At 59.7% G+C, this 25,151-nt stretch carries 23 protein-coding genes and 1 pseudogene; 21 read left to right on the plus strand and 3 right to left on the minus strand.

The annotated features are described in order from the left end of the window. Nucleotide 1: 1 nt before the first annotated feature. Together AB8A50_RS29515 and AB8A50_RS29520 are read left to right on the plus strand one after the other, a co-directional pair. Nucleotides 2-721, plus strand: a complete 720-nt coding sequence (locus AB8A50_RS29515) for an ABC transporter ATP-binding protein (RefSeq protein WP_439080055.1) — start codon at nt 2-4, stop codon at nt 719-721. 345 nt (nt 722-1,066) lie between these two features. After that, on the plus strand, nt 1,067-1,663 hold the full coding sequence (locus AB8A50_RS29520) for a tyrosine-type recombinase/integrase (protein WP_439079838.1): 597 nt from the start codon (nt 1,067-1,069) through the stop codon (nt 1,661-1,663). Nucleotides 1,664-2,105: 442 nt separating this feature from the next. On the opposite strand, the gene AB8A50_RS29525 is transcribed toward AB8A50_RS29520, so the two are convergent. Continuing rightward, on the minus strand, nt 2,106-2,813 hold the full coding sequence (locus tag AB8A50_RS29525; protein WP_439079839.1) for an MgtC/SapB family protein: 708 nt from the start codon (nt 2,811-2,813) through the stop codon (nt 2,106-2,108). A gap of 580 nt (nt 2,814-3,393) precedes the next feature. Here AB8A50_RS29525 and AB8A50_RS29530 point away from each other — a divergent pair. Further along, nucleotides 3,394-3,801, plus strand: coding sequence for a BLUF domain-containing protein (locus AB8A50_RS29530; protein WP_439079840.1), 408 nt, complete (start codon nt 3,394-3,396; stop codon nt 3,799-3,801). Between the two features lie 854 nt (nt 3,802-4,655). Here the strand turns inward: AB8A50_RS29530 and AB8A50_RS29535 are convergent. Together AB8A50_RS29535 and AB8A50_RS29540 are read right to left on the minus strand one after the other, a co-directional pair. Continuing rightward, the gene (locus AB8A50_RS29535) at nt 4,656-4,853 is read right to left on the minus strand and encodes a hypothetical protein (RefSeq protein WP_439079841.1); all 198 of its coding nucleotides are present in this window, start codon (nt 4,851-4,853) and stop codon (nt 4,656-4,658) included. A gap of 28 nt (nt 4,854-4,881) precedes the next feature. Next, nucleotides 4,882-5,067: a hypothetical protein gene (locus AB8A50_RS29540; protein WP_439079842.1), complete on the minus strand. Its 186-nt coding sequence runs from the start codon at nt 5,065-5,067 to the stop codon at nt 4,882-4,884. Between the two features lie 390 nt (nt 5,068-5,457). Between AB8A50_RS29540 and AB8A50_RS29545 the strand changes: the two genes are divergently transcribed. From AB8A50_RS29545 to AB8A50_RS29630, 18 genes and pseudogenes are all read left to right on the plus strand, one after another. Next, complete coding sequence (locus tag AB8A50_RS29545) at nt 5,458-7,542, plus strand: hydantoinase/oxoprolinase family protein (RefSeq protein WP_439080056.1); 2,085 nt, start codon at nt 5,458-5,460, stop codon at nt 7,540-7,542. Beyond that, nucleotides 7,539-9,287 carry a hydantoinase B/oxoprolinase family protein gene (locus tag AB8A50_RS29550; protein ID WP_439079843.1) on the plus strand — a complete coding sequence of 583 codons (1,749 nt, stop codon included), beginning with the start codon at nt 7,539-7,541 and terminating at the stop codon, nt 9,285-9,287. The genes AB8A50_RS29545 and AB8A50_RS29550 overlap by 4 nt, the downstream gene beginning before the upstream one ends. Before the next feature lies 1 nt (nt 9,288). Next, nucleotides 9,289-9,957, plus strand: coding sequence for a TetR/AcrR family transcriptional regulator (locus AB8A50_RS29555; RefSeq protein WP_439079844.1), 669 nt, complete (start codon nt 9,289-9,291; stop codon nt 9,955-9,957). A gap of 19 nt (nt 9,958-9,976) precedes the next feature. Next, nucleotides 9,977-10,957 carry an ABC transporter substrate-binding protein gene (locus AB8A50_RS29560; RefSeq protein WP_439079845.1) on the plus strand — a complete coding sequence of 327 codons (981 nt, stop codon included), beginning with the start codon at nt 9,977-9,979 and terminating at the stop codon, nt 10,955-10,957. 1 nt (nt 10,958) lies between these two features. After that, nucleotides 10,959-11,756: an ABC transporter ATP-binding protein gene (locus tag AB8A50_RS29565; protein WP_089267927.1), complete on the plus strand. Its 798-nt coding sequence runs from the start codon at nt 10,959-10,961 to the stop codon at nt 11,754-11,756. Next, nucleotides 11,753-12,562: an ABC transporter permease gene (locus AB8A50_RS29570; RefSeq protein ID WP_089267928.1), complete on the plus strand. Its 810-nt coding sequence runs from the start codon at nt 11,753-11,755 to the stop codon at nt 12,560-12,562. The genes AB8A50_RS29565 and AB8A50_RS29570 overlap by 4 nt, the downstream gene beginning before the upstream one ends. Continuing rightward, the gene (locus AB8A50_RS29575) at nt 12,511-13,488 is read left to right on the plus strand and encodes a DMT family transporter (protein ID WP_439079846.1); all 978 of its coding nucleotides are present in this window, start codon (nt 12,511-12,513) and stop codon (nt 13,486-13,488) included. The genes AB8A50_RS29570 and AB8A50_RS29575 overlap by 52 nt, the downstream gene beginning before the upstream one ends. Before the next feature lie 56 nt (nt 13,489-13,544). After that, nucleotides 13,545-13,781 (plus strand): annotated as a pseudogene (locus AB8A50_RS29580) (LysR substrate-binding domain-containing protein); the annotation flags it as partial. A gap of 673 nt (nt 13,782-14,454) precedes the next feature. Continuing rightward, nucleotides 14,455-15,615 carry a transporter substrate-binding domain-containing protein gene (locus tag AB8A50_RS29585; RefSeq protein ID WP_439079847.1) on the plus strand — a complete coding sequence of 387 codons (1,161 nt, stop codon included), beginning with the start codon at nt 14,455-14,457 and terminating at the stop codon, nt 15,613-15,615. Beyond that, on the plus strand, nt 15,612-16,277 hold the full coding sequence (locus AB8A50_RS29590) for an ANTAR domain-containing response regulator (protein WP_439079848.1): 666 nt from the start codon (nt 15,612-15,614) through the stop codon (nt 16,275-16,277). The genes AB8A50_RS29585 and AB8A50_RS29590 overlap by 4 nt, the downstream gene beginning before the upstream one ends. A gap of 11 nt (nt 16,278-16,288) precedes the next feature. Then, on the plus strand, nt 16,289-17,527 hold the full coding sequence (locus AB8A50_RS29595; protein WP_439079849.1) for an urea ABC transporter substrate-binding protein: 1,239 nt from the start codon (nt 16,289-16,291) through the stop codon (nt 17,525-17,527). Between the two features lie 107 nt (nt 17,528-17,634). Continuing rightward, complete coding sequence (locus AB8A50_RS29600) at nt 17,635-18,507, plus strand: ABC transporter permease subunit (RefSeq protein WP_089267934.1); 873 nt, start codon at nt 17,635-17,637, stop codon at nt 18,505-18,507. Nucleotides 18,508-18,520: 13 nt separating this feature from the next. Next, nucleotides 18,521-19,585 carry a branched-chain amino acid ABC transporter permease gene (locus AB8A50_RS29605; protein ID WP_439079850.1) on the plus strand — a complete coding sequence of 355 codons (1,065 nt, stop codon included), beginning with the start codon at nt 18,521-18,523 and terminating at the stop codon, nt 19,583-19,585. After that, nucleotides 19,585-20,301, plus strand: a complete 717-nt coding sequence (locus AB8A50_RS29610) for an ABC transporter ATP-binding protein (protein ID WP_439079851.1) — start codon at nt 19,585-19,587, stop codon at nt 20,299-20,301. Before AB8A50_RS29605 ends, AB8A50_RS29610 begins: the two co-directional genes overlap by 1 nt. Further along, a complete protein-coding gene (locus AB8A50_RS29615; protein WP_439079852.1) occupies nt 20,294-21,007 on the plus strand; it encodes an ABC transporter ATP-binding protein in 714 nt (237 codons plus the stop codon). The genes AB8A50_RS29610 and AB8A50_RS29615 overlap by 8 nt, the downstream gene beginning before the upstream one ends. 45 nt (nt 21,008-21,052) lie before the next feature. Then, nucleotides 21,053-22,042: an acetamidase/formamidase family protein gene (locus tag AB8A50_RS29620; RefSeq protein WP_120292939.1), complete on the plus strand. Its 990-nt coding sequence runs from the start codon at nt 21,053-21,055 to the stop codon at nt 22,040-22,042. A 14-nt stretch (nt 22,043-22,056) separates the two neighbouring features. Continuing rightward, nucleotides 22,057-23,814: a nitrilase-related carbon-nitrogen hydrolase gene (locus AB8A50_RS29625; protein ID WP_439079853.1), complete on the plus strand. Its 1,758-nt coding sequence runs from the start codon at nt 22,057-22,059 to the stop codon at nt 23,812-23,814. Between the two features lie 47 nt (nt 23,815-23,861). Then, the gene (locus AB8A50_RS29630; RefSeq protein WP_089267939.1) at nt 23,862-24,617 is read left to right on the plus strand and encodes an SDR family NAD(P)-dependent oxidoreductase; all 756 of its coding nucleotides are present in this window, start codon (nt 23,862-23,864) and stop codon (nt 24,615-24,617) included. Nucleotides 24,618-25,151: the final 534 nt, after the last annotated feature.

The following is a 25,151-nucleotide window of genomic DNA, read 5'->3' on the forward strand; positions in this document are numbered from 1 at the left end:
GATCCTGCTCGACGTCTCCGGCCTGAACGCCTGGTATGGCGCAGCTCACATCCTGTTCGACGTTGCGCTCAACGTGCGCCGTGGCGAAGTCATATCGCTGATGGGGCGCAACGGCGCCGGCAAATCCACTACGCTCAAGGCCATCATGGGCCTGCTGTCGCGGAGCGAGGGGCAGATCAATTTCCTGGGGCAGGACATCGCTGGCAAGGCGCCTTTCCAGGTGGCGCGCATGGGGCTTGGGTTCGTGCCCGAGGATCGGCGTATCTTTCCTGATTTGACGGTGACCGAGAATCTGGAAACCGGCAGGCAGGCGCCGCGGCAGTGGGCGGATGGAAGTGCCGCACTCAACTGGACGCCCGACGCGCTTTACGAGCTCTTTCCCAATCTCGGCCGCATGCAGGATCGGCGCGGCGGCCAGATGAGCGGCGGCGAACAGCAGATGCTCACGGTGGCCCGTACGTTGATGGGCAATCCGCTATTGGTCCTGCTCGACGAACCGTCGGAAGGCGTCGCGCCGGTGATCGTCGAGCAGATGGCGCATATGATCCTGTCGCTCAAGGCACGCGGAGCAAGTATTCTGCTGTCTGAGCAGAATTTTCATTTTGCGTGCCTGGTATCGGATCGTGCCTACGTACTTGAGAAGGGGCAGATTATGTACGAAGGTTCGATGCAGGATCTGGCACACAACAGCGAGATACAGCGCGCCTACCTCAGCGTCTGACGCTCGAAACTCTTGTGACGCGATTCGAAGCAGGTTCGTCCGTGGACCGCGCATGCAAATCTTTTCGACCGGTTCGGCGCTGAGGCCGGTCGGTCCGATGCAGAAGCTTCAGCTCGGCGGCCAGCCGCAGACAGCGCTTGCCTGCCAGTGCCGTAGCTTCCCAAGCCGCGCCGTTGGCGTCACAGCGACCGGAAAAGCCGATGCTGACTTCGTAACCGCTGAAGATAAAGGCGCATCTCGCCGTGACGTCGGCTTGTGGCGCTAAGGCGCCATTTAGCTCCATAGCGTAGATTCCTCTTGCTCGATGGGAGCGGTGGGGCTGGGCGGGTGGCATGGAGTCTAGCTATGCCTGTCTGGAATAAGGGGCAGATCGTCGGTCAAAAACTGCCGTTAAAACCGAAAGAAGTCTGGGGAATACGAACCAGATTGGAGGTTGCCTCGAATCTCCGAGAGCTTGCTCTCTTCAACCTTGCGATCGACAGTAAGCTTCGTGCTTGCGATTTGACGTCGATTAAAGTGGGCAATTTGACGATATCGGGCGTCCTACGCGATCGGGCGACGGTCATCCAAAGAAAGACCGGACGGCCAGTCCAGTTCGAGCTCTCAGAGCACACAAGGTCCGCATTGGAGAAATGGATCGTTGAACGAGAACTGACATCGGCAGACCACCTGTTTCCGAGTCGAATGCGCTCAAAACCTCATTTGTCTATCCGACAATACGGGAGAATCGTAGATCGATGGGTCACCAGTATTGGGTTGGACCGACGACGCTATGGGACGCATTCGATGCGTCGGACAAAAGCATCTCAGATTTATAAGAGAACCGGAAATCTTCGAGCGGTGCAATTGCTCTTAGGCCACGCAAAACTCGAAAGTACGGTGCGGTATCTTGGAATTGAGGTGGATGATGCACTTGCCATGTCTGAGCAGGTGGACCTCTAAAGGGATCTAAGGCGCGTCATGCAGTGACGCGCCTTTTTGCGCGAAGCGGTCGTTGAATTTCAGAAGATGGAGGCGAAGTGGGAAGCCCGGAGACTGCGACAATAGCCGAACGTGGAAACATAACCGATCAGGCAGTTCGACCGAAAGCCAAGCTTCCGCCGCAATCCGCCTCGATCAAATCCTTTGTTACGAAGTTCGATACTCTTGGGGCGACTGTTCATCAGGCCCAGTGCGCCGTCTGGTCATTCTCACGCTGACCGGATCGTAGAAATCCATACCGTGGATGCTGACACGCCATCGTGGCAGAACGCGATGCACGTCTTGATCCAGGCCGCCGTACGGCGGACGAGTTCGCCCGCCTCGGCATGCTGCAGGCGCTCTTCACGAAAGGAACGCCTGTTTATCTAGGGCGTCAGATGTTATGGCTCTGGATCGAGCGAGACTAATCGCGAAGATTGACGGCGCTAGCATCTGCGCGCTTGACGATGGTAACATCGCGCGCGCTTTCAAGCTCGCGAAGTTTCTCAGGATATGTTGCGATATCGCGTGAGGAGACCTTCGTGAGAAGTATCGATAGTCGATCCATACCATTTGGATCGTGGTTTTCGACCAGAAATCTTTTTACCTGTCCGACTCTCAGTGCGAGAGTTTCACGCAATAACTCTGGTGTCAGGCCATTATTTTCTACCTCGATCTTGAGCATGCAAGACTGATTTCGCGAGCGATAAACTTCCTCCAATGGCTTAATGCCAACCAGGATGATCAGACTGATCACTTTCGAGGCGCCAGCGGCGAGGTATAGTCCACCGCCAACAGCTAGCCCAATTGCGGCCACTGTCCAAATGCTTGCTGCCGTGGTTAGTCCTTTGACGATATCGCCGCGCGCCAGGATCGAGCCGGCGCCTAGAAATCCGATACCGGACACGACCTGTGCTGCGATGCGTGACGGATCGAGCACAATATTCTGATGAGTGAGGATGTTGGAGAAGCCATATTGAGAGACTAACATTATTAGGCATGCACCGACACAAACAAGCATGTGTGTGCGTATGCCCGCCGCCCAAAGTAGGCGTTCCTGCTCGAAACCGATCAAGCTGCCGAGAGCGGCAGCTGAGAACAGGCGCAGCAACATTTCCGGTTCTGCCAGCATTTGGAGACCTCCCAATCTCGACTGTTCGTCAGAAACGTTGTCGAGAGCAGCAGCCACGTTATGCCCGTAGAACAGTATGTCCGGCGGATCCTGCGGCGAACCATATTGGTCGCGCGGTACGGCCGATTGGCTTCAAGGCGCACTTTTACCCAAGAGTGCACGATAGATATTCTACGGGCGTCATTTTGAAAACGGGGCGCGATCGCGTAAGAAGCGCGGCATGAAAAATCGATTACTCATGTTTCTTCCGGCTGCCCTCTTGGCTGCCGCATTTCTCGTCCTCTTCCGCAGCGATCTCAATGCTCATGATCCGCTCCACCTAAACAGACCCGCTGCACCGGCCACTCAGTGCGGCTATTGGGGCAACATGTCCGAAGGGATGTCGTGCCGTTAAGCGAGCACACTGGGGTCACACAAATCGTCATGATGGCGCGGTGATGGTTTATGCGTCACTCTGCTGAGGCAAAAACGTCGCTGGGGCTTTCTTCTTTCGGGAGGTCATATTGGAGGGCAGCAGGTTTGAAGGCGAGCTAAGTGAACTCTCTCCAGTATCCGGCGTTAACGGATGTTGGAGCAAGCCATGTTTCGAATCTCATACCTCAGCACTGCAAATCAAGCATTTTCTTCCGGTGATCTTTCCGAGCTACTGCAGAAGGCGAGGGCTCGCAATAATGCGGCCCACGTCACAGGCATGCTTGTGCATTCGGACGGTGACTTTCTTCAGGTGCTTGAGGGAGAGCCGGAGGATGTTATCGGGGTATACGATCGTATCAGCGTCGACCCACGGCACCGCGATGTCAGCTTGCTTCAACGAGGCCTTGGATTTGGGGACCGGCTATTTCCGAACTGGTCAATGGGCTTCATGCGCGTGCCGGATCAAACGTTAGTCGACGAGGTGGTTGGAGTTAATAGCCGCGTCAAACTGCGATACTTGGATGCTATGTCGGCTCTGGATTTCTTGCTGGCGTGCAGTAGAAGTCAAACGTGAACTGCGAAAGGGCCCCTCGCGGATCACCATGGCTCTCACATTGTCTTCGACTTCTTCATCTTCTTGACCGGCTTCGCGGACTGATCCATTTAGCTGTTCATGTTGGCGTCATGCCAGCGCCTGCCTGCACCAGGCGCTCATGTTCGGATCGGCGGACTCGTGCATCCTGCCTACGCCCCCTTGGGGCAATGCGCGTCGGGCCTGACCGGCACATCGATGCTGGAGGATGCTGTCCGGCTGCTCGAACAGCAACGTTAGGGCACATTGTTCCCTAAAGGCCCGGCGAGTAGGTCGCTCTACCGCCGGGCCGACCGAAGCGAGGCTTCTGGGGGCAAGATTCGGTCGCTGTCATCCTGCGTTAACTCGAGTCGGAAATCTATCGACCGTTAGATCGAGGTAACTCGCTCAATCCTGTTTTCGAAAAGTGAGCGCGGGACAACTTTGGAGCGAAGTGCTGTCGCCAACATCTTGCAGACGCACATCGGTTCACCTTTGACGGTAGTGCACCTACATGTGTCGTCGTATGCAAATTTTATCAACCTGTCGATGTCCTGATCTGCAATCGCTATTTCGATCTGATCGGCATAAGTCAAAACGTCACCTCTTGCTGCATCGTTGATCCAAATACGAAGACAGGAGCGAGAAGTTAAGGTGCAGCCTCCATTCTGCGCCAGATCAACGCGGTTCCTTCGCTCTTTTTGGGAGGCCGATAAAAGGGTTCCCCGTTTGCGGCTTGGTCGCGCCGGTCCTGCCACCGTGGTATGTTTGGCCGCAATTAAGGACTCGACTCGATCGTGAAGCACCGGGGCATTGATTACGGCGTTCAAGAAGACCGACCCGGGATAGGTGCTGGATCATATCCCAAGACGGAGGACGCCCCAAAAGTGGTTGGCGACGCCAAACATTTGACGCGGGAGCGTGCCGTTGAGGCCTGCATAGAGGAAATCAATAACGGGCTTGAAGACGGACATATGGCCAGAAGCCCCGACGGCGCACAGCACCTGCAGATGCATCGGTCGCGCCATTATGATTGCCCGGAAGGGTGCCAGCATCATAAACTCCGGCGTCGCTCGCGGAGTGTTACTGTCGATTAACTGGTGACTTCTCCAGCGGTGTCTCGCCGTCGAGCCAGTCCTCTTCCTCGGCCAACGCGAGCCATGCAGCTTCCATGCGCTTGAAACGATTCCTGGCTGGCTCGCTATCGGATGCAGCAGCCATCTCCGCGCAGTTCTCTGCATTCGCCCGGTAAGTGTCGGACTGTTTCATTGTCGGATCCTACGCTGTCCGGAGGGAGCGTGGAAGCGTGGAACAACTTCCCGCGTTGCGGTATAACATCGGCATGAAGCCAACGAAGTCGCTGAGGAAGCAGGCCGAGAAAGCCGAGGCCGTAGCTCATCGCTCGGAAGACACCGAGCACGCTGAACGGATGCGGAATCTGGCTGAAGCGTTCCGCGCGCAAGCTAGCGTAGCTATCAAGAAGCCGAACCCCGACCCTACGCTTGGTCGTGCGTCGCCAGCCAATCCCACATGATCAAAAGTGAGCCTTTAGCCTGTTTTTCGAGCGCTAGGCGCCGAAAACAGCAGCTTGACACTCTGCATCCTCTAGTCAAGATTATTGACTAACTAGTTAGTAATGACGGGTGGGCGGTAGTGGCTATGGCGTCAGGCGGAAAAATCCGGGTTGCGGTCGATATCGGTGGAACATTCACCGACATCGCATTGTTCCTTGAGTCTGGCCTGATCCATCAGAGCAAGGTGTCGTCGACGCCTGCCGATCCGAGTCGGGCGGTTGTTGACGGCGTCGGAAGCCTGCTGGCGGAGCTATCGATTGCGCCTTCGGCTGTGGCCGAAGTGCTGCACGGCACCACCGTCGGATCGAATACCATCCTGCAACGGTCGGGCGCCAAGACTGGACTGATCACGACGCGCGGCTTCCGGGACGTGCTGGAGATCGGGCGCATCCGGATGCCCGACATGTTCGACCTGACATGGGTGAAGCCGCAGCCATTGGTGCCGCGCCGGTATCGTATGGAAGTGACCGAACGCATGGCGGCGGACGGAACGACGGTCGAGCCGCTCTCCGAAGCAAGCGTCATCGCGGCCGGAGAGGCGCTACTCGCCGAGGATATCGAGGCCGTCGCTATCGCATTCATCAACAGCTATCGTAATCCGGCGCATGAATTGCAGGCCGAAGCGATTTTGCGGGCCAATTTCCCGCAATTGCTGGTGACGACATCCTGCGCGGTGCTGCCCGAGATGAAGGAATATGAGCGGACCAGCACGACGGTGGTGAATGCATATCTGTTGTCGGCCATGCGCACTTATCTGCAGAAGCTTGAATCGGGTCTGCGCTCGATCGGCGTGGCTGCGCCCATTCTGGTCATGACCTCGAATGGCGGCATGCTGGCTGCCAATGTGACCTGCGAGAAGCCGGTGCTGGTGGTGGCGTCCGGTCCTGCGGGCGGCGTCATCGGCGCGGCACGGCTCGGCATCGCGCGTGACGATCGCGACGTCATCGTGTTCGACATGGGCGGCACCACGGCCAAGGCGGTCATTATCGAGGACGGCCGCCCGACCATGACGTCGGAATACGAATTCCGCGATGGAATTTCGACGTCGAGCCGGTTCATCAAGGCCGGCGGCTATATGCTCAAGGTGCCGGCTATCGATATCGCCGAGGTTGGCGCCGGCGGCGGCTCCATTGCCGGCATCGACAAAGGTGGCCTGCTGGTCGTCGGCCCGCAATCCGCAGGTGCCGTTCCGGGCCCGGCCTGCTATGGGCTCGGCAACACAAAGCCGACAGTGACAGATGCCAATGTTGTGCTCGGTTTCATCAACGCCACGTCGCTGGCTGGCGGCAATCTCAATATCGATAGCAAGCTAAGCGAGACTGCCATCCGTACCTATGTCGGCGACCCGCTCGACCTCACTCTACTGGACGCCGCACATGGCATTCGTGCCGTCGCCAATGCGGCGATGGCGCGTGCCGTGCGCGCCGTCACCGTCGAGCGTGGTCGCGATCCGCGCGATCTCACGTTGATGGCATTTGGCGGCAACGGGGGCGTGCATGCGCCGGATCTCGCGCGTCAGTTGGGCATTCCTCGCGTCGTGGTGCCGCCGATGTCGGGAATTTTCAGCGCACTGGGCATGCTGGCTTCCGATATTGAGCATACCGCACTGAAAACCGTCAGCCTATATCTCGACGGGATGCAGGTCAGCGACCTCAAGGCGATCAAGTCCGAGCTGCAACAGCAAGTGGCGGGGCAACTCGCCGGCGATGGCTATCAGGCCGAACGCACGATGTTTCTGTGGGAAGCCGATTTGCGTCATGAAGGTCAGGCCACCGAACTCACGGTGCCGTTCGAGGGCGAAGATTTCGATCAGATCCGTGAGCGGTTCATCGCCGAGTATTTCAAGACCTATGGCTATCGTGACGCCACGCCGATCGAACTGATGAAAGTGCGCGTGGCCGGGCGCGGCCTGCGCGAGAACCGCCTGGATTTTGCGGCCATGAAGATCGCCGCGCGGCAGGGCGCATCGCGTTCCGGAACCCGCGACGTTTCCTTCGCGCGTGGCGAGGCCGCTGTCGCGGTCGAGATCGTCGATCGCGGCGCGGTCGGAATGTCGCCACGGCAGGGACCTCTGATCATCGAGGAATTCGACGCCACCATCATCGTGCCGCCCGATGCTCGGGTGCACAAGGATGCGATCGGCTGCATTGTGCTGGAGTTCGAGGTATGAAAGTCGATCCGATCACCTTCGCGGTCATCAAGAGCGGCCTGGATTCCATCGCCGACGACATGGCCTATACGGTCGTGCGCATAGCGCGTTCGGAAATCGTCAAGGACGTGATGGATTTTTCCGCGGCAATCTGTGCCGGCGACGGCCAGATGGTGGCGCAGGCCAAGACCATCGCCCAGCATCTCGGCGCGATTCCAGAAGCCATGGCCTCCGTGCTCGGCAAATACGAAGGCGATCTGCACGACGGCGACGTCGTCATCATGAACGATCCCTATCACGGCGGCATGCATCTGCCTGATATCTTCATGTTCGTGCCGATTTTCCACAGCGGCAAACGGCGCGCCTTCGCCGTGGTGATCTGCCATCACACCGATGTCGGCGGCCGCGTGCCCGGCTCCAACGCGTCGGATTCGACCGAGATCTATCAGGAAGGGCTGCGGATTCCGCCGCTCAAGCTCTATGACCGCGGTATGCTGAACACGACGCTAGAGGCGCTGATCAAGATCAACGTTCGGGTTCCGGATCGGGTCTGGGGCGATCTTTCGGCGCAATTTGCGGCGGCTCAGGTCGGTAAGCGCGGCTTGGAGAAGCTGATGCAGCGTTACGGCGCGGACGATGTCGACGCCTATATGCAGGAACTGCTCGACTACGCGGAACGATTGACCCGGCAGGAGATCAAGACCTGGCCGAAGGGTACGTACAGTTTCATCGACTATATCGATGATGACGGATTTTCCGATACGCCGATCCCTATCAAGGTTGCAATCACCGTCAACGGCGACGGTACGCTGCTGGTCGATTACACGGGCTCTTCGCCACAGGTGAAAGGAGCGTTGAATTCGACGCTCAGTTTCACACATTCGCTGACTTATCTCAGCATACGCTGCGTGCTGGCTAAGGACGTGCCGAACAATGTCGGCCTTTTTCGTTGCATTACAGTGAAAGCGCCGGAAGCTTCCGTGCTCAACCCGATCATGCCTGGGCCGTGCGCGGCACGTGCGCTGACGGGGTATCGCGTGTTCGATACGATGCTCGGAGCACTTGCGCAGATCGTGCCGGACAAGGTGCCAGCCGCAGGTGAGGGCGGCAACAGCGTCATTTGTATCAGCGGCCTGCGACCTAACCGCCAGCCTTTCATCATCGTCGACATGATCTGCGGCGCCTGGGGTGGTCGTCCCGACAAAGACGGGCTTGAAGCGGTTACCAATGCCTCGCAAAATCTCTCGAACATGCCGGTCGAAGTGATGGAGGCTGAGCATCCGGTGCGAATCGAGGATTACTCGTTCGTGCCGGACAGCTGTGGTGCTGGACAATATCGCGGCGGTGTCGGCATTCGCCGTAGTTATCGTATCCTCGCGCCGGAAGCGTTGCTGCAATTGCGCACCGACCGCGTCAAGTTTCATCCCTATGGTCTCAATGGGGGCGAGCCCGGCGGCTTGTCGAAGAACTACATCGAGATCGGCAATGAGCGTAGTGCCATTCCTGGCAAGATCACGCGGAATGTCACTGAGGGCGCGCTCCTGATCCACGAGCAGGCCGGTGCAGGCGGCTTCGGCAATCCGCTGCTGCGTGATCCCTCCGATGTGCGCGAGGATTTCCTGGACGGCAAGATCACGGCCGAGTTCGCGCGAAAGCATTATGCTGTGACATTCGGCCCGCGTGGCGTGCTGGACGTCGAGGGAACTGCGGCACTACGATCCTCACGGGACGCCCCGCCATTACCGGAAGGGCGCCATGGAGCTTAGTGTGGCCGCGCCCAGCAAGATCACCCGCAATCCGGAAGCGAGCCGTGCCAAGATCCTGGACGCGGCACGGATCGAATTCGTCTCCAACGGGCTTAACGGCGCGCGCGTCGATCGCATCGCCGAACAATCCGGTGTCAACAAGAACCTGATCTACCATTATTTCGGCTCCAAGGACGAGCTCTATCTGGCAGTACTTGAGCGCATCTATACGGACTTGCGTACTAAGCAGCAGGACGAAGACCTGCGCGGTCTGCCGCCGGTCGAAGGCATGAAGCGACTGGTCAGCAGCACGTTCGATCATTTCGTTGCGACGCCGGATCTAATCCGGTTGATGAGCATCGAGAACATCCATTATGCGCATCACCTCAAAAGTTCGAGCACCATCAAGCCGCTCTATCGCGGGTTGCTCGACACGATCCAGATCCTGCTGAAACGCGGCCAGACCGAGGGTGTGTTTCGCGCCAATGTCGATGCGGTCGATCTCTATATGTCGATCTCCGGCCTCGCTTACTTCTTTCTGTCCAATCAGCACACATTGTCCTGGCTGCTCGACCGCGATCTTGCGGCGCGCCGACGTGTGCTCAAGAGACGCCAGCACGTCGTCGAGATGGTGCTGAGCTATTTGACGCAGAATTCGCCGGCAGAAGCGGATGGCGCGGACACAGAGTAATCAAACCGGAGATTGGGATATGCGAAGGCTTTTTCTATCGACCCTGATGCTTCTAGGTGTTGCGGCCGGCGCGGGTGTTTCACCTGCTCAGGCCCAGGATAAATTGTCGGTGCGGCTGGATTTCTCGCCATGGGGCGTGCAGGCGGCGATGCATCTCGCGCAGAACCGCGGCTGGTTTAAGGAAGCCAAGCTCGACGTCGATATTCAGGACGGTCGCGGCTCCGGCAACACGATCCAGCTGGTGAATGCCGGCCAGGTCGACGTCGGTCAGGTTCAAGTCGGGCTCGTCGGCTCTGCGCGCGCCAAAGGCGCCACTATTCGATCGATCGCGACGTTCCAGCGCAAGACTGATCTCTGCATTCTGGTCGACAAGGCGTCGCCCATGCAGAAGGTCGCGGACCTGCGCGGCAAGAACGTGGTGGTCTTTGCGGCGAGCCCATGGGCGCCTTTCATCGATGTCTATCTGAAATCGGGCGGACTGACGCGTGACGATCTCAAGGTTGAAGTTGTCGATCCGGCCGCATTGTGGGGCACCTATATTGCCAAGCGATCCGATGGCCTGATGTCCACGATCGGTTCGGCGCTTCCACTCGCAGAAGCATCGCGACCTTCGAAGTGCCTGCTGGCGTCGGACGCCGGGATCGCTTTCCCGAGTTACGGCCTAGTTGCACGTGACGAGGTGATCGCCAGCAAGGGACCTGCGTTGAAGCGCCTGATCGAAGTGCAACAGCGTGCCTGGCAACATCTGCGCACCAATCCCGAGGACGGCGTGAAGGCGATGATCGCCGAGCGTCCGGACGCCAAGCTGGATCCCGTGGTGCTGCTCGGGCAAATCAAGCTGACGCTGGATTACTTCGACACGCCGGCGTCGCAGGGCAAGCCGATCGGCTGGCAGGCACAGGCGGACTGGGAAGCGGCTGGCAAGTCGATGGAAGCCGCGGGCGTGTTGCCGGCGGGCTGGAAAGTGACCGATTACTACACCAACAGCCTCGTCGAGTAACATGGCGCCTCCTGCTTCATCAGAGACGGCGGCCTATGTCGCGCTTGGCCGCGTGGGGAAGACGTACGCCTCCCCACGCGGGCCGGTCGCGGCCCTGGTCGACATCAATCTCGACATCCGGCCACAGGAATTCGTCAGCGTGGTCGGCCCGTCCGGCTGCGGCAAGAGCACCTTGCTGAAGCTGGTGGCCGGCCTCGAAGGGACGACCTCCGGAACGATCGACATCGGCGGCAAACCGCTCGACGGCACGCCGGATCGGCTTGGCGTCGTGTTCCAGCGCGATGTCCTGCTGGACTGGCGCACCATTCTCGACAATGTCCTGCTGTCGATCGAATTCACCCGCAAACCGACCCCCGATGAACGCGCGCGGGCGGCGGCTTTGCTGAACCGGTTCGGCCTCGGTGGCTTCGAGCATCGGTTTCCGTGGGAATTGTCGGGCGGCATGCGACAGCGCGCATCGATCTGCCGTGCACTGCTGGCCGATCCCGACCTGCTTCTGATGGACGAGCCATTTGGCGCGCTCGATGCCATGACCCGCGATGATCTCAACATCGAGCTCGCGCAGATCTGGCAGGACACGCGCAAGACGCTCTTGTTCATCACGCATTCGATTGCGGAAGCCGTCTTCCTGTCGGATCGCGTTGTCATGATGAGCAAGGCGCCGGGCATGGTGGTCGATGTCATCACCATCGACCTCCCGCGACCACGCCTGCTTGCAGTGCGCGACACGCCGGAATTCGCCGCCTATGTGCACCGGATCCGTCACCACTTCGCCGAGTTGGGGATCGTCAAGGAATGATGCGTTTCGCAAGGCGTCTGTTTCTGGGCGATAACGAAACACGCGACGTCATCGTCGTGCTGGCCGGAGCTCTCGTTCTGTGGGAGATCGGGGTTCGCGTGTTCCAGCCGTCGCCGCTGATCCTGCCGGCGCCGTCGGCGATCTTTGCCGCGTTTCTGGAGACACCTGGGTTGTTCCTGCGTCATCTCGGCTTTACGCTCTGGATGACATGCCTCGGCTTTGTACTGGCGGTCGTCATCGGCGTCGCGCTGGCGGTCGGGATTGTCTATTCGAAATTCCTCGAGCGGACTATTTATACGCTGCTCGTGGCGCTCAACTCGATCCCGAAAGTGGCGCTGGCGCCGCTGTTCGTTATCTGGATGGGCACCGGTCCTGAGCCCAAGGTGGCGATTGCGCTAATGCTGGCGATCTTTCCGATCGTCATCGATATGGTTCTAGGCCTGCGGTCGGTGGATCCTGACATGCTGGCGCTGGCCAAGGTATCAAAGGCATCGCCTTGGGCCGTATTGATAAAAATCCGCTTTCCCTGCGCTTTGCCGAGTCTGTTCGCGGGCATGAAAGTGGCGATCTCGTTCGCGCTGGTGGGCGCCATCGTCGGAGAGTTCGTGGCCGGCAGTCGGGGGATCGGTTTTCAGATACTCGTTGCGCAAGGGCAATTCGACACGGTTCGTGTGTTCGTGTCGCTGCTGTTGTTGGGCGTAGTCGGAACAATCCTCTTCTTTCTCGTAGACTATGCTGAGCGGCTATCCTTGCCATGGCACGTCTCGCAACGCGGGCGTCATCAGTCATCCGCCGATCGGGCATGAACGGCGGCTCGCGATCACTCGGTACGCTTGCGCTGATAGTGACTGCGGCACTGTGGGGCAGCAACCATGTGGTCGCGCGGGCCGCGCGTGACGCGGCGCCTTTGCCGGCGCTAGTGTTCTGGCGCTGGCTGCCCGCTCTCATCATTCTCACAGTCATTGCGTGGCCGTCCCTGCGGCGCGGCTGGCCTGAGATCCGGCCGCGGCTGGGCGAATTGACGATCGGTGGCGTTGTCGGCGTCGGCCTGTTTTCGTTTCTTCTGATCGGCGGAGCCTATCAAAGCCCAGCTATCGAAGTGGGCTTCATCAATGCCACGACGCCGGTATGGGTCGTGTTGATCGGCTGGATCGTGGGGCAGGGGCAAGTCGCCCGAATGGGCCAAGTTGGGCTCGCTCTGGCTTTTGTCGGCACGCTCCTGATCATCAGCAAGGGCGATCTGCTGCGACTGACCGGGCTGCAACTGAATCTTGGAAATCTCTGGTCGCTTCTCGCAGCGATCTTCTTTGCGTGGTTCTCGATCCGTGTGCGCGAATGGTCGCGCGTGATCGAAACCTTGCCGCTCGCGGTGGTGACTGCCTGGGCAGGTCTCCTGGTCGTGTCGTTGCCGGTCTATGTCATATGGGTTGCAAGCGGCGGTCCATGGTTCGCCTGGACCGACGCTGACATGGCCATAGCCCTCGGCGCGATCGCCTATACCGGATTGGGTCCTACCATGCTTGGTAACGTGTTCTATATGTACGGCGTAGCCACCAACGGACCGACGCGTGCTGCAGGATTTCTGTATCTCAGCCCGCTGTGTACGGCAGTGTTTTCGATCTGGTGGCTGGGCGAACATCTCGCCTGGTATCACGTCGTCGGGATCGCGGCGATTTTCGCCGGATTGATCCTGTTGGGACGCCTGGGGCGAGAGAGAAAGGCGATTTCGTAGCTACCGGATATTGCTGCGTAGAATGAAGCCAACCTTGAATTTGGAAACCCGGGTAGGTCTTCAGTGCCGAAGCTTATATCGCCTGCTGCCTTGCCAGCCTCGGCCTCATCCAGGTCCCGGCCTACGATGTAAAACGCCACCTCGACGCGGGCGAACTCGTCGAGGTGATGCCCCATCATCGAGCTGCGCCGATGCCGATGGCACTGCTCTATCCACACCGTCAGCATCTCTCTCGGAGGTTTCAGGTCTTTGCGGACTGGCTGGATGGACTGTTGAAACGTGAGCTGCTGTGATGGCGACAGGGCGGGAACTGGTGCTTGAATGGCTGGATCTCATCCCGCGGCGTTACAAGTGTGTTTGAGCATTACCGCGAGCGCGTCGAAAGTTGATTGACCTGCGGCTCCATGGTCGCGCTCAGCGAGCTCCTCTCGTAGATGTCGCTCATCCAATGGGACTAAATGCCGATCGACGAAGAGCCACGCAACGTCGCAGTGTATGGTCCACGCGGTCTCCTCGTTGGTGGTCGTCAAATTGCTGGCGTTTTCATTCAACTCGTCTTCGAAGGTCGATATTTTTGTTTGCCGGTTCATAATACATCTGTTGGGTATGACCTGCGATTTAATTCGATAGCTGTGGATGGTAGGTGATGCTCTGCATTGCAGTCTGAATGGATCCCGACGCAATGACTGTCATTGGCGCTCGTGCAACCAGTGTAATTCCCCGGCGCCCTGCATAGTTTTGCTGCAACGAGGGATGAATTGAAGCAGCTCTCGCCGTAACAACGTGCTTGACAGTATGGTCGTTCTAAGGGAGCTTAAACTGCAAGCGTTGGGCAGAGCTGCCCGATAACGCTACAAGTTCAAACCATTTCCAACACCGCGCTTCAAATTCAAGCGTGTCCAGTTGGTGGCGAGGGCGCCCACGGCTTCACAGCCGGCGGGCGCTTTTTTTGTTTTGGATCGGCTAATGGCGCGAAAGCACTATCGCATCGGCATAATGTTCTCGACGACAGGGTCTTACAGCGTCGTCGCACGCTCGATGCTGAACGGCGCGTTGCTGGCGTTCCAGGAGAATGCCGAGGCAGACGGTGCGGCGATGTTGGAGCCCGTCGTGGTGAACCCGTCGGGCGATCTTGAACGTTACCGCGCACTTAGCCTCGAGCTGCTCGGCGCCGGCATCCGCCAAGTTTTGGGCTGCTATACGTCTTCGAGTCGCAAGGAGGTCATTCCCTGCTTCGAGAAGTTTGACGGGTTGCTCTGGTATCCGTCGCATTATGAAGGGTTCGAGAGTTCGGACAATGTGATCTACACCGGAGCATCGCCCAACCAGCACGTGCTGCCACTGGTCGAGTATCTCGCCTCGCGGGTTGGTACTCGCGCATTCTGCGTCGGCTCCAACTACATCTGGGCCTGGGAGAACAACCGCATCTTCCGTGAGGCGCTGACCGCGCGGGGAGGCACCGTGGTCGCAGAGCGATACCTGTCCGTGGGCGATACCGAATTCGACCAGGTGATATCGGCGATCCTTGAGCAGCGTCCAGATTTCGTCTTCAACAATCTGATCGGTACGAGCGCCTATGCCTTCTTCCGCGCTTTCCGCGCTGCCTGCCGTGCGCGTGGTATCGATCAGGTCAATGAAATTCCGGTGGCCAGCTGCACGCTGTCAGAGCCGGAGCTTGCGGAGATTGGCGACGAGGCTATCGACGGGCACTTGAGCTCCAGCGTCTATTTCTCCTCGTTGGAATCTCCGGCGAATGCGGCATTCATCGCCGCCTATGCCAAGGCATTCCCCGGCGGACCAGTATCGTCCGCCGACGCAGAAGCGTCCTACATCGCCGTCAAGCTTCTGGCCGCAGCATTGGAGCAGGCGGGTACCGATGATGCACGCGCCGTGCGCGCCGCGGTCGCCAGCCAGAGCCTGCTGGCGCCGCAGGGCGAGGTGCGCATTGATCCGCAAACCTATCACGCCTGGCTGACACCGCGGATCGCCCGTTCCACCCTCAATGGGCAGTTCGAAGTGCTGCTGGAGGCACGCAGCCCAATCGCGCCAGATCCCTATCTCGTTCAGTCGTCGCCGCGCTTTGCGAGTGCAATGCGCTCTCCCGTGCTCAGAGTGGTGCAATCATGACATCCCGGTTGCTGCAGAATTTCAAAGGCGGTCGCGCTCTTGTCGTCATCGGACGCGGCGGAAAAGAGGGCTCACTCGAGTCCACCCTCGCCAAACTTGGTGTAACGACCGAATATCCCGAGATCGTCGACGGCCGCGCGCAGATCGATGTCGGCAACCTGCAGTCCGAGCGCGATATCCTGTTCGTTGACGGCGATCTCGAAGGCGCGGTGGCGATTGAGGTCAATCCCATCTCACGCCTGCCGCCGGTGCCGGTGATCGGTCTGGTCGGCGTCGAGGCGCCGAGCCGTCTGAAGGCGTTGGTCAATCTCGGCGCGACTTCCTTCCTGCGTAAGCCGGTCCACGGCGGCGCCGTCTACACCTCACTGTTCATGGGCGTGAACCAGTTCATGTTGCGTAGCGATATGCATGCCCGCCTTCAGGATCTCGAAGAACGCCGTCGTAGCCGTCGCGCGGTGATCCGCGCGGTGATCTTCTTGATGCAGCAAGACGGTCTCGATGAAGAGAGCGCCTATTCCCAGCTTCGCCGCGAGAGCATGCGCGCGCGGCAGAACTTGGAACTCTACTGCGAGGAATTTCTGAGCAGGCGGGCAAGTGCGCCCGACATTCCCGGCCGCGCGACCAGCATCACGCTGCGAGGCGGCAACAAGCAAGCGATGTAGGAGACACCAACATGACCAAGAATGTGTTGCGGGGGCTGCGCGCCGTAGCCCTCACGGGGACGCTTGTTCTCGCGACAGGTGCGGCGTTTGCGCAAACCCCGATCAAGCTCGGGGTGCTGGAGGACCAGTCCGGCGATTTCGCGGTGGCTACCATCGGAAAAGTGCATGCGATCCAACTCGCGGCCGAAGAGATCAATAAGGCCGGTGGTATCGACGGCCGGCCGCTTGAGCTGGTCGCCTACGACACTCAGTCCGACAACACACGCTATCAGGAATTCATGCGGCGTGTGCTCCAGCGCGACAAGGTCGACGTAGTATTCGCTGGCTTCTCGTCCGCTTCGCGCGAGGCCTATCGCCCGATCGTCGATCAGTTCAACGGCTTCGCATTCTACAACAATCAGTACGAAGGCGGCGTTTGCGACGGCCATATGATTGTCACCGGTGCGGTGCCGGAACAGCAGTTCTCCACGCTCATTCCCTACATGATGGAGAAGTACGGCAAGAACGTCTACACGCTCGCCGCGGATTACAATTTCGGCCAGATATCGGCGGAGTGGGTGCGCAACATCGTCAAGGAGAACGGCGGCAAGATGGCCGGTGAGGAGTTCATCCCGCTCGGCGTGTCCCAGTTCTCACAGAGCATCCAGAATATCCAGAAAGCAAAGCCTGATTTTGTGGTGACGCTGCTGGTTGGCACTGCGCAGGCTTCCTATTACGAGCAGGCGGCATCCGCCAACGTCAATCTGCCGATGGCCTCGTCGGTCAACGTCGGGCAGGGCTACGAACACAAACGCTTCAAGCCGCCAAGCCTGAAGGACATGTACGTCACGACCAACTACATCGAGGAAATCGATACCCCGGCCAGCAAGGCATTCTACACCAAGTTCAAGGCCAAGTTCCCTAACGAGCCCTATGTGAACCAGGAAGCCGAGAATTCCTATCTCGCAGTCTATCTCTATAAGCAGATGGTCGAACGGGCGAAGTCGACCAAGCGGGAAGATATCCGCAAGGTAATCGCGGTCGGTGATGTCTGCATAGATGCGCCGGAGGGCAAGGTCTGTATCGACCCGAAGAGCCAGCATATGTCGCACACCATTTATCTCGCCAAGGTCGGGGCCGATCATTCGATCTCGTTTCCGAAAGTGTGGGAGGGCATCAAGCCGTACTGGCTGGGCGATGCCGGTTGCGATCTGACCAAGAAGGATCCTATGGCGCAGTACACGCCCTCGAACCCGCCGCCGAAACCCTGACATCGGCGTCGGCGCCGCCCCGGCAGGTATGTCTGCCTGCCGGGACAGTGTTCTCGAAGAGCTGAAGTTTCCCTCGCATTTCGAATTTGCATCATCCCGGTTGGTTCATGGACATCGCAACGCATATATTCTCGGCGCTCTATCAGTTCGGCGATGCATTCGCTTTTCTCGTGCTGTCGGCATGCGGACTCGCGGTGATCTTCGGCATGATGGGCGTGATCAATCTCGCCCATGGCGAGTTCATCATGTGCGGCGCCTATGTGACGGCTTCCACCGTCCATCTCGGCCTGCCGCTGCCGCTGGCGATCTTGGCCGGGGCCATCGTCGCCGCGTTGGTCGGCGCGCTAGTCGAACTCGTGGTGATCCGCCATCTCTATGACCGGCCGCTCGACACCATCGTGGCAACCTGGGGCCTGAGCCTCATTGCGACCCAGGGGACGCTGATCTTGGTGGGCTCGTCCATGGCCGGCGTCGGAACGCCGTTCGGCAGCTTTCAGGTTGGCGAGTATTCTTATTCCATCTATCGCCTCGTGCTGTTTGCCTCCGCGCTCGGCGTACTCGGCGGCCTCTATATGCTGTTCAACTGGACGCGCTTCGGCGTGCTTGCCCGCGCCACCATCCAGGTGCCGCACATGGCCGCGGCTCTCGGTGTCGATACCCGCCTGATCTACAGTCTCACCTTTGCCTGCGGTGCCGGGCTCGCCGGTCTTGCAGGTGGCCTGTACGCGCCCACCATGACGCTGGTGCCGACGATGGGCGCCACCTTCATCATGGAGGCCTTCGTCACCGTGGTGATTGGTGGGGCCGACGTATTCCTCGGTACCGCGCCGGCCGGCGCGATCCTCGCGGTGGTGAAGTCGGTGATGACCTCCTGGCAGGGACAATTGTTTGGCCAGATCGGTTTGCTGGTCGCCGTGATCATCGTTGTCCGGGTCCTGCCGAAAGGCATCTCCGGCTTCCTGCTGCGCGAACGAACCTGAAGGATCCGCAGCTGTGAACGGTTTGCCTGGTTTCCTCCGCCGCCTCGAAGGCCCGCAGACTGTGGGTCGTGGTCCGGCGTTCTGGATTATGTTCGCCATCGTGTTCGCGATTGCCTGCGCCTATCCGTCGTTCAGCGACGGTTATACGGTCGGCAATACTGTGTATTTCTTCGTCTGGGTGTTCATCGCGCTCAGCCTGTGTGTGATCTGGGGCTATGGCGGTTCGCTCTCGTTCGGGCAGACTGCTTTTTTTGGCATTGCCGGTTATAGCTACGGCATCCTCACGCTCAATTTCGGCTCGGCTTATGGGTTCACCTTGGTCGCGCTGGTGCTGGCGGTCGTGATCGCCGCGCTGTTTGCGTTGCTGCTCGGCTATTTCATGTTCTTCGGCCGTATCGCCGGCGTCTTCCTCGGTATTGTCACGCTGGCGGTGACGCTGATGCTGGAGCGCTTTATGGCCCAGACCGCGGGCCCTGAGTGGCGCATCGGCGCGGCGCGCCTCAACGGCTTTAATGGCATGAGCGCGATGCCGCCGCTAACGATCCCATGGTCCGGTGGCGACATCGTGTTGTTGGCCGATATCGGACTCTATTACGCCGTGCTGGGATTGCTGCTGCTGGTCTATCTCGGCCTGCGCATCCTGATGAACTCCTCGTTTGGCAATGTCATCGTTGCTATCCGCGAGAATCCGGAGCGCGCGGAGATGCTGGGCTACGACGTGCGCAAATATCAGCTCATCACCTTCGTGATCGGAGCGGCGCTCGCGGGCATTTCCGGCGTGCTTTACACGGCGTGGGGACAGTACATCACGCCGTCGAGCATGGGCATGACCGCGGCCGCGCTGCCGTTGATCTGGGTCGCGGTCGGCGGCCGCAGCGATCTCACGTCGACCCTGATCGGCACGCTGGTGGTGCTCGCGGCCTTCCAGGCCCTGACCATTTACGGCAGCCAATACGCGCTGGTGTTCATGGGTGTGCTGCTGGTACTGACCGTGCTGATCGCGCCGAACGGGCTCGTGCTCGGTGCCATGAATCTGATTTCCCGGCTCGTTGCGCGCCGCAGCAAGGGAGACGTCTGATGGCGCTTCTAGAGCTTCGCGGACTCAATAAACATTTCGGCGGCTTGCATGTCACCAATTCGGTCGATCTCGTGCTTGAGGTCGGTGAAATCCATTGCCTGATCGGTCCGAACGGTGCGGGGAAGAGTACGCTGTTCAGGTTGATCCTAGGCGAACACCATCCCGGCAGCGGCGATATTCTGTTCGCCGGCGAGAACATCACTGCGCTGAAACCGTTCGCGCGCATTCACCGCGGGCTGTCGGTCAAATTCCAGGTGCCTGGCGTATTCAAGGGATTGTCTGTCCGACAAAACCTCGAAATCGCCCTGCAGCGGACGCATCGCAGCGTTGAGCTCGCGCGCGAGATCGATCGGTTGCTGACGTTCCTCAACCTTGAAGCCGAGCAGATGCAGACCGCCGGGAATCTGAGCCACGGCCAGAAGCAGTGGCTCGAAATCGGCATGGCGATCAGCCTGAAGCCGCAACTGTTGCTGCTCGACGAGCCGACTGCGGGCATGTCGCCGGAAGAAACGCATCAGACGGGCGAGATGGTGCAGCGATTGAATGCGGACGGCATGACAGTGTTGGCGATCGAGCACGACATGGCCTTCGTGCGCCAGGTCGCGCAGCGCGTCACGGTGCTGCATCTTGGACAGGTCTTCGCGCAAGGCTCGATCGATGAGATCGTCGCCGACGAACGCGTCGCCGCTATCTATCTGGGGCAGGCCCATGCGTAAGGAAGTCATTCTCTCGACGCAGGCCTTGCGCGCCGGTTACGGCGGCAAGCCGGTGTTGCAGGGCCTCGAAATCGAGGTACGGGAGAGCGAGATCATCGCTGTGATCGGCCGCAACGGCGTCGGCAAATCGACGCTGATGAAAAGCCTGATTGGCCTCGTGCCGGCGATGAGCGGTTCGGTTGTCTATCGCGGCGAGGCCGTCGAACTGTTGCCGCCGTACAAACGGGCGCGGCTTGGCATGGGTTATGTGCCACAGGGGCGCGACGTGTTTCCGCGCCTGACGGTGGCCGAAAACATCGCTGTCGGCGCTGCGATCAAGGGCGATATCCCCGAGGAGGGACGGCGGCGGATCGTGGAAGCCTTTCCGATCCTCGCGGAGCGCTGGAGCCAGCGTGCCGGCACCATGTCCGGCGGCCAGCAGCAGCAACTCGCCATCGGGCGTGTGCTGATTGCCGATCCCCACCTCATTTTGCTCGATGAGCCATCCGAAGGCATTCAGCCGAATATCGTTCAGGACATTGCCCGCAACATGCTCGAACTCAACCGCAGCACCGGCGTCACTATCATCTTGGTCGAGCAGAATCTCGACATGATCCGCGCCATGGCGCAGCGCTGCTACGTGATGGACAAGGGGCGCATCGTCGCAAGCCTCGATCGGGCCGCGCTCGACGATCCGGCAGAAATGCGCCGCCATCTCGCGGTCTGAAACCAACCCACGCCCATAACAACACAGAGATGAAGGAGGGAATCGATGGCCTGGCAGGAAAATTCGATCATGGCGAGCAAGGGCGTCGCCAAGGGAAAACCCGGCACCCATCACATGATCACCGAACAGGATCAGGGCAAGTACCACTATGTCTATGGCCCTTACGTAGGGCCTGTGCTGACGGTCGATCCCGGCGCTGTGGTCTCCGCCGAAACCCATGATGCGTTCGAGGGCGCCATCAAGCACGAGACCGACATCCCCTCGAAGATTCTCAACTTTCCCTTTCTCAACCCGCAGAACGGGCCGATCTGGATCAACGGAGCCGAGAAGGGCGATACGCTCGCGGTCTATATCGAGAGCATCGTGCCGCGTGGGCCGCAACCGCGCGGCACCACTGTCGTCATGCCGGAATTCGGCGGGCTGGTCGGCACCGGCCAGACCGCGTTGCTCAATCCGGCTTTGCCCGAGCGCGTCAAGAAGCTCGAGATCACTCTCGAGAACGGCACCAAATGGAACGACAAGATCACGCTGCCCTATGAGCCGTTCATCGGCACCATCGGCACTTCGCCGGAGATCGAGGCGATTTCGTCGCTGGTGCCGGACTATTACGGCGGCAACATGGACCTGCCCGACGTCGGTGTCGGTGCGGTGATCTATCTGCCGGTCAATACCAAGGGCGCGTTGCTCTATCTCGGTGACTGCCACGCGGCGCAGGGCGACGGCGAACTCTGCGGCGTCGCGATCGAGCATCCGACCGTGACCACGGTCCAGATCGATCTGATCAAGGGCTGGAGCATTGCTTGGCCGCGGCTGGAGACCAAGGACTTCATCATGACGATCGGCTCGGCGCGGCCGATGGAAGATGCTGCGCGCATCGCCTATCGCGAGCTTTGCCGTTGGATGACGGCCGATTACGGCTTTGAGGAGATCGATGCCTACATGCTGCTGACCCAGACCGGCCGCGTCCGGCTCGGCAACATGGTGGATCCGAAATATACGCTCGGCGCTTCGATCAAGAAATCATTTTTGGTCTAAAAGGTAAGCCGATCATGTCGCGCGTGCACAAGGTTGCCACGGTTCAGTTCGAACCGACCATGTTCGAGAAGGAGCGCAATATCGCGCGGCTGCTCGAACTCTGCGAAGCGGCGGCGACAGCGGGCGCCCGGCTCATCGTTACGCCGGAGATGGGCACCACGGGCTATTGCTGGTTCGACCGGGCTGAGGTCGCACCTTTCGTCGAGACGATCCCGGGGCCGACCACGGATCGCTTCGCAGCGCTCGCGCGGAAACATGACTGCTACATTGTTGTCGGCATGCCGGAGGTCGATAGCGACAGCATCTATTTCAACTCTGCGGTGCTGATCGGACCCGAAGGTGTGATTGGCCAGCATCGCAAGACGCATCCCTATATTGCGGAGCCGAAATGGTCGGCGGCAGGCGATCTCGGCCATCAGGTCTTAGACACGCCGATCGGGCGCATCGCGCTGCTGATCTGCATGGACATCCACTTTGTGGAGACAGCGCGTCTCGTCGCCTTGCAGGGCGCCGACGTGATCTGCCATATCTCGAACTGGCTCGCTGAGCGCACACCGGCTCCGTATTGGATCAGCCGGGCGTTCGAGAACGGTTGCTATCTGATCGAAAGCAATCGGTGGGGACTTGAACGCACCGTCCAGTTCAGCGGCGGCAGTTGCGTGATCGCGCCGGACGGAACAATTGCGGCTCTGATCGATGGCGGGGACGGCTTCGCACTAGCTGACATGGATCTGGACGCGTCCCGCGCGCGGCGTGTTGGCGGTGAAGCCGTGTTCTCTCAGCGCCGCCCCGAACTCTATGCGGGGCTGCTGTCCGATACGTTCAGCTGGAATCCTCGCGATTTCTTCAAGTTGTACGGCCACAAGCCCTGGCCGACGGGGCGGACGTCGCGGGTTGCGGTCGCGCAGATGAGTCCCAGTGATGACGTCGAAGCAAATCTCGCGCGCATCACCTCGCTTGCGCGGCAGGCGGAGCTTGAGGGCAAGGCCGACCTCGTCGTGTTTCCGGAACTCGCGCTGAGCGGCCTCAACAATCCCGGCGCGCGAGCGCAGACTGTTCCGGGGCCGGTGACCGATCAGCTCTGCCGTCTGGCCGCCCAGCTCAAGGTGTATCTTGTCGTCGGCATCGCCGAGCGTAACGGCGATGCGATCTACAACAGCGCGTGCCTGATCGGGCCTGAAGGCCTTGTCGCGGTTTACCGCAAGACCCACTTGACGGAATCCGAGCGTGCCTGGGCGCGTCACGGCGATGACTGGGTGGTGGCCGACACGTCGGTCGGGCGCATCGGCCTTCTGATCGGTCACGATGCATCGTTTCCTGAAGCCGGCCGCATCCTTGCGCTGAAGGGGTGTGATCTCATCGTCTGCGCGGCAGCGATTAAGGAACGTTTCAGCACCCCGCATGTGGGATCGCTTGTGTCGCAGAACTATCCGATCCCGACCGGCGCCGATCTCTATCACTGGCATCACTTCCGGGTTCGCGCCGGCGAGAACAACGTGTTTTTTGCGTTCTCGAATGTGTTTGATCCCGGCAACGGATATCCAGGCCTCAGCGGCGTGTTCGGCCCCGACACCTTCGAGTTTCCGCGTCGGGAAGCCATCGCGGCGGATACCGAAGGGACGGCGACGGCGGTGGTGGACACCACGAATCTCGACACCGTCTATCCGACCAACGTTGTGCGCCGGAAAGATCTGGTTGCTATGCGGATGCCGCACAGCTACCGCGGGTTGATCACGAAGGCTGCGGGGTGGCACGCGCGAGAGCACCGATGACAATCGTGCAAGACGAGCAGTCAGGCATCTCAACCGAGGAGTGAACCATGGATCTGGGATTGAAGGGCACGAACGCTCTCGTGACGGGCGGAAGTAAGGGAATCGGTCGTGCGATTGCGGATATGTTCGCTAGCGAGGGCGCCAACGTCGCCATTTGCGCGCGACAACAAGAGCAGATCGACAGCGTCGTTGCGGCCTTGCAGGCGAAGAGCGTCAAAGCCTGGGGCAAGTCGACCGATGTCGCCGATCCCGTCGCCCTCAAGCAATGGGTTGACGGCGCGGCCGCCGAGCTCGGCGGTGTCGATATCCTCGTATGCAATGTCAGCGCACTGGCGGTCGGCGATACCGCGGAAACCTGGGAAAAGTCATTCCGCATCGACATGATGCACACGGTCAATGCGGTGGCGGCCGCGCTTCCCTATCTGGAAAAATCGAAGACGCCGTCGATTGTCATCGTCTCCAGCGTCTCCGGGTTCGAGGTCGATTTCGCCGCCGGCTCTTACGGCGCCTTCAAGGCTGCACTGATCCACTATGCCAAGGGATTGAGCAATCAGCTCGCCGGCAAAGGCGTCCGCGTCAACGCGGTGTCGCCCGGCAACACCTATTTCGAAGGCGGCATATGGCAGGGCATCGAACACGGCTCGCCCGAACTTTACAAGACGGCCATGAGCTTGAATCCGACCGGTCGAATGGGAACCGCGGAGGAAGTGGCCGCCGGAGTCGTGTTCGTGGCTAGCCCGATCGCGAGCCGCATCTCGGGTACCAACCTCATCATCGACGGTGCTCTGACGAGGGCCGTGTAGTTCTGAACCCGCTTCGAAACGAGGCGCGATCAGTTCGAGGAGCGGGATAGTTCGACGATCATTGCTGAACTAAGAAACATGAGAATTCGTCCACGCCGATGACTGTATAGGAAACTGCATTTTCCTATACAGTCATCGGCGATCAGCTAACTCGGTGTGATCTCGCCATTCTGCAATGAGTGACATCAACCCGGCGCGAACGCCAAACTGCGACCGTGGAAACGAAATGGGCTGGAAGGTGGGGCTCAGTCGGTTGGTGCCCCCATGTGCCTCTAATTGGCGGCTATGGGGCTGGTGATACGACAGCTACGAGCTATCGTGAAGCAGTGGGCTTTTCGGCTCAGCTTGGGCGATTGGCAGCTCCTGGCGCAATGTATGGACCGGCTGCTGATCGCAAGTGAAAGTTTGCGTGGATAGCGGAAGTCGCTGATATGTATCCGGCCTGTTGATCGGCTCGCGGGCCGTGGCCTTGATGGGGATACGCACGCACCTTTGGCCTCATTAGCGGACAGGTTTTCGAGTAACCATTTGCGC

The sequence above is a fragment of the Tardiphaga sp. 841_E9_N1_2 genome (assembly GCF_051811065.1).
In the GTDB taxonomy this organism is placed as follows: Bacteria; Pseudomonadota; Alphaproteobacteria; order Rhizobiales; family Xanthobacteraceae; genus Tardiphaga; species Tardiphaga robiniae.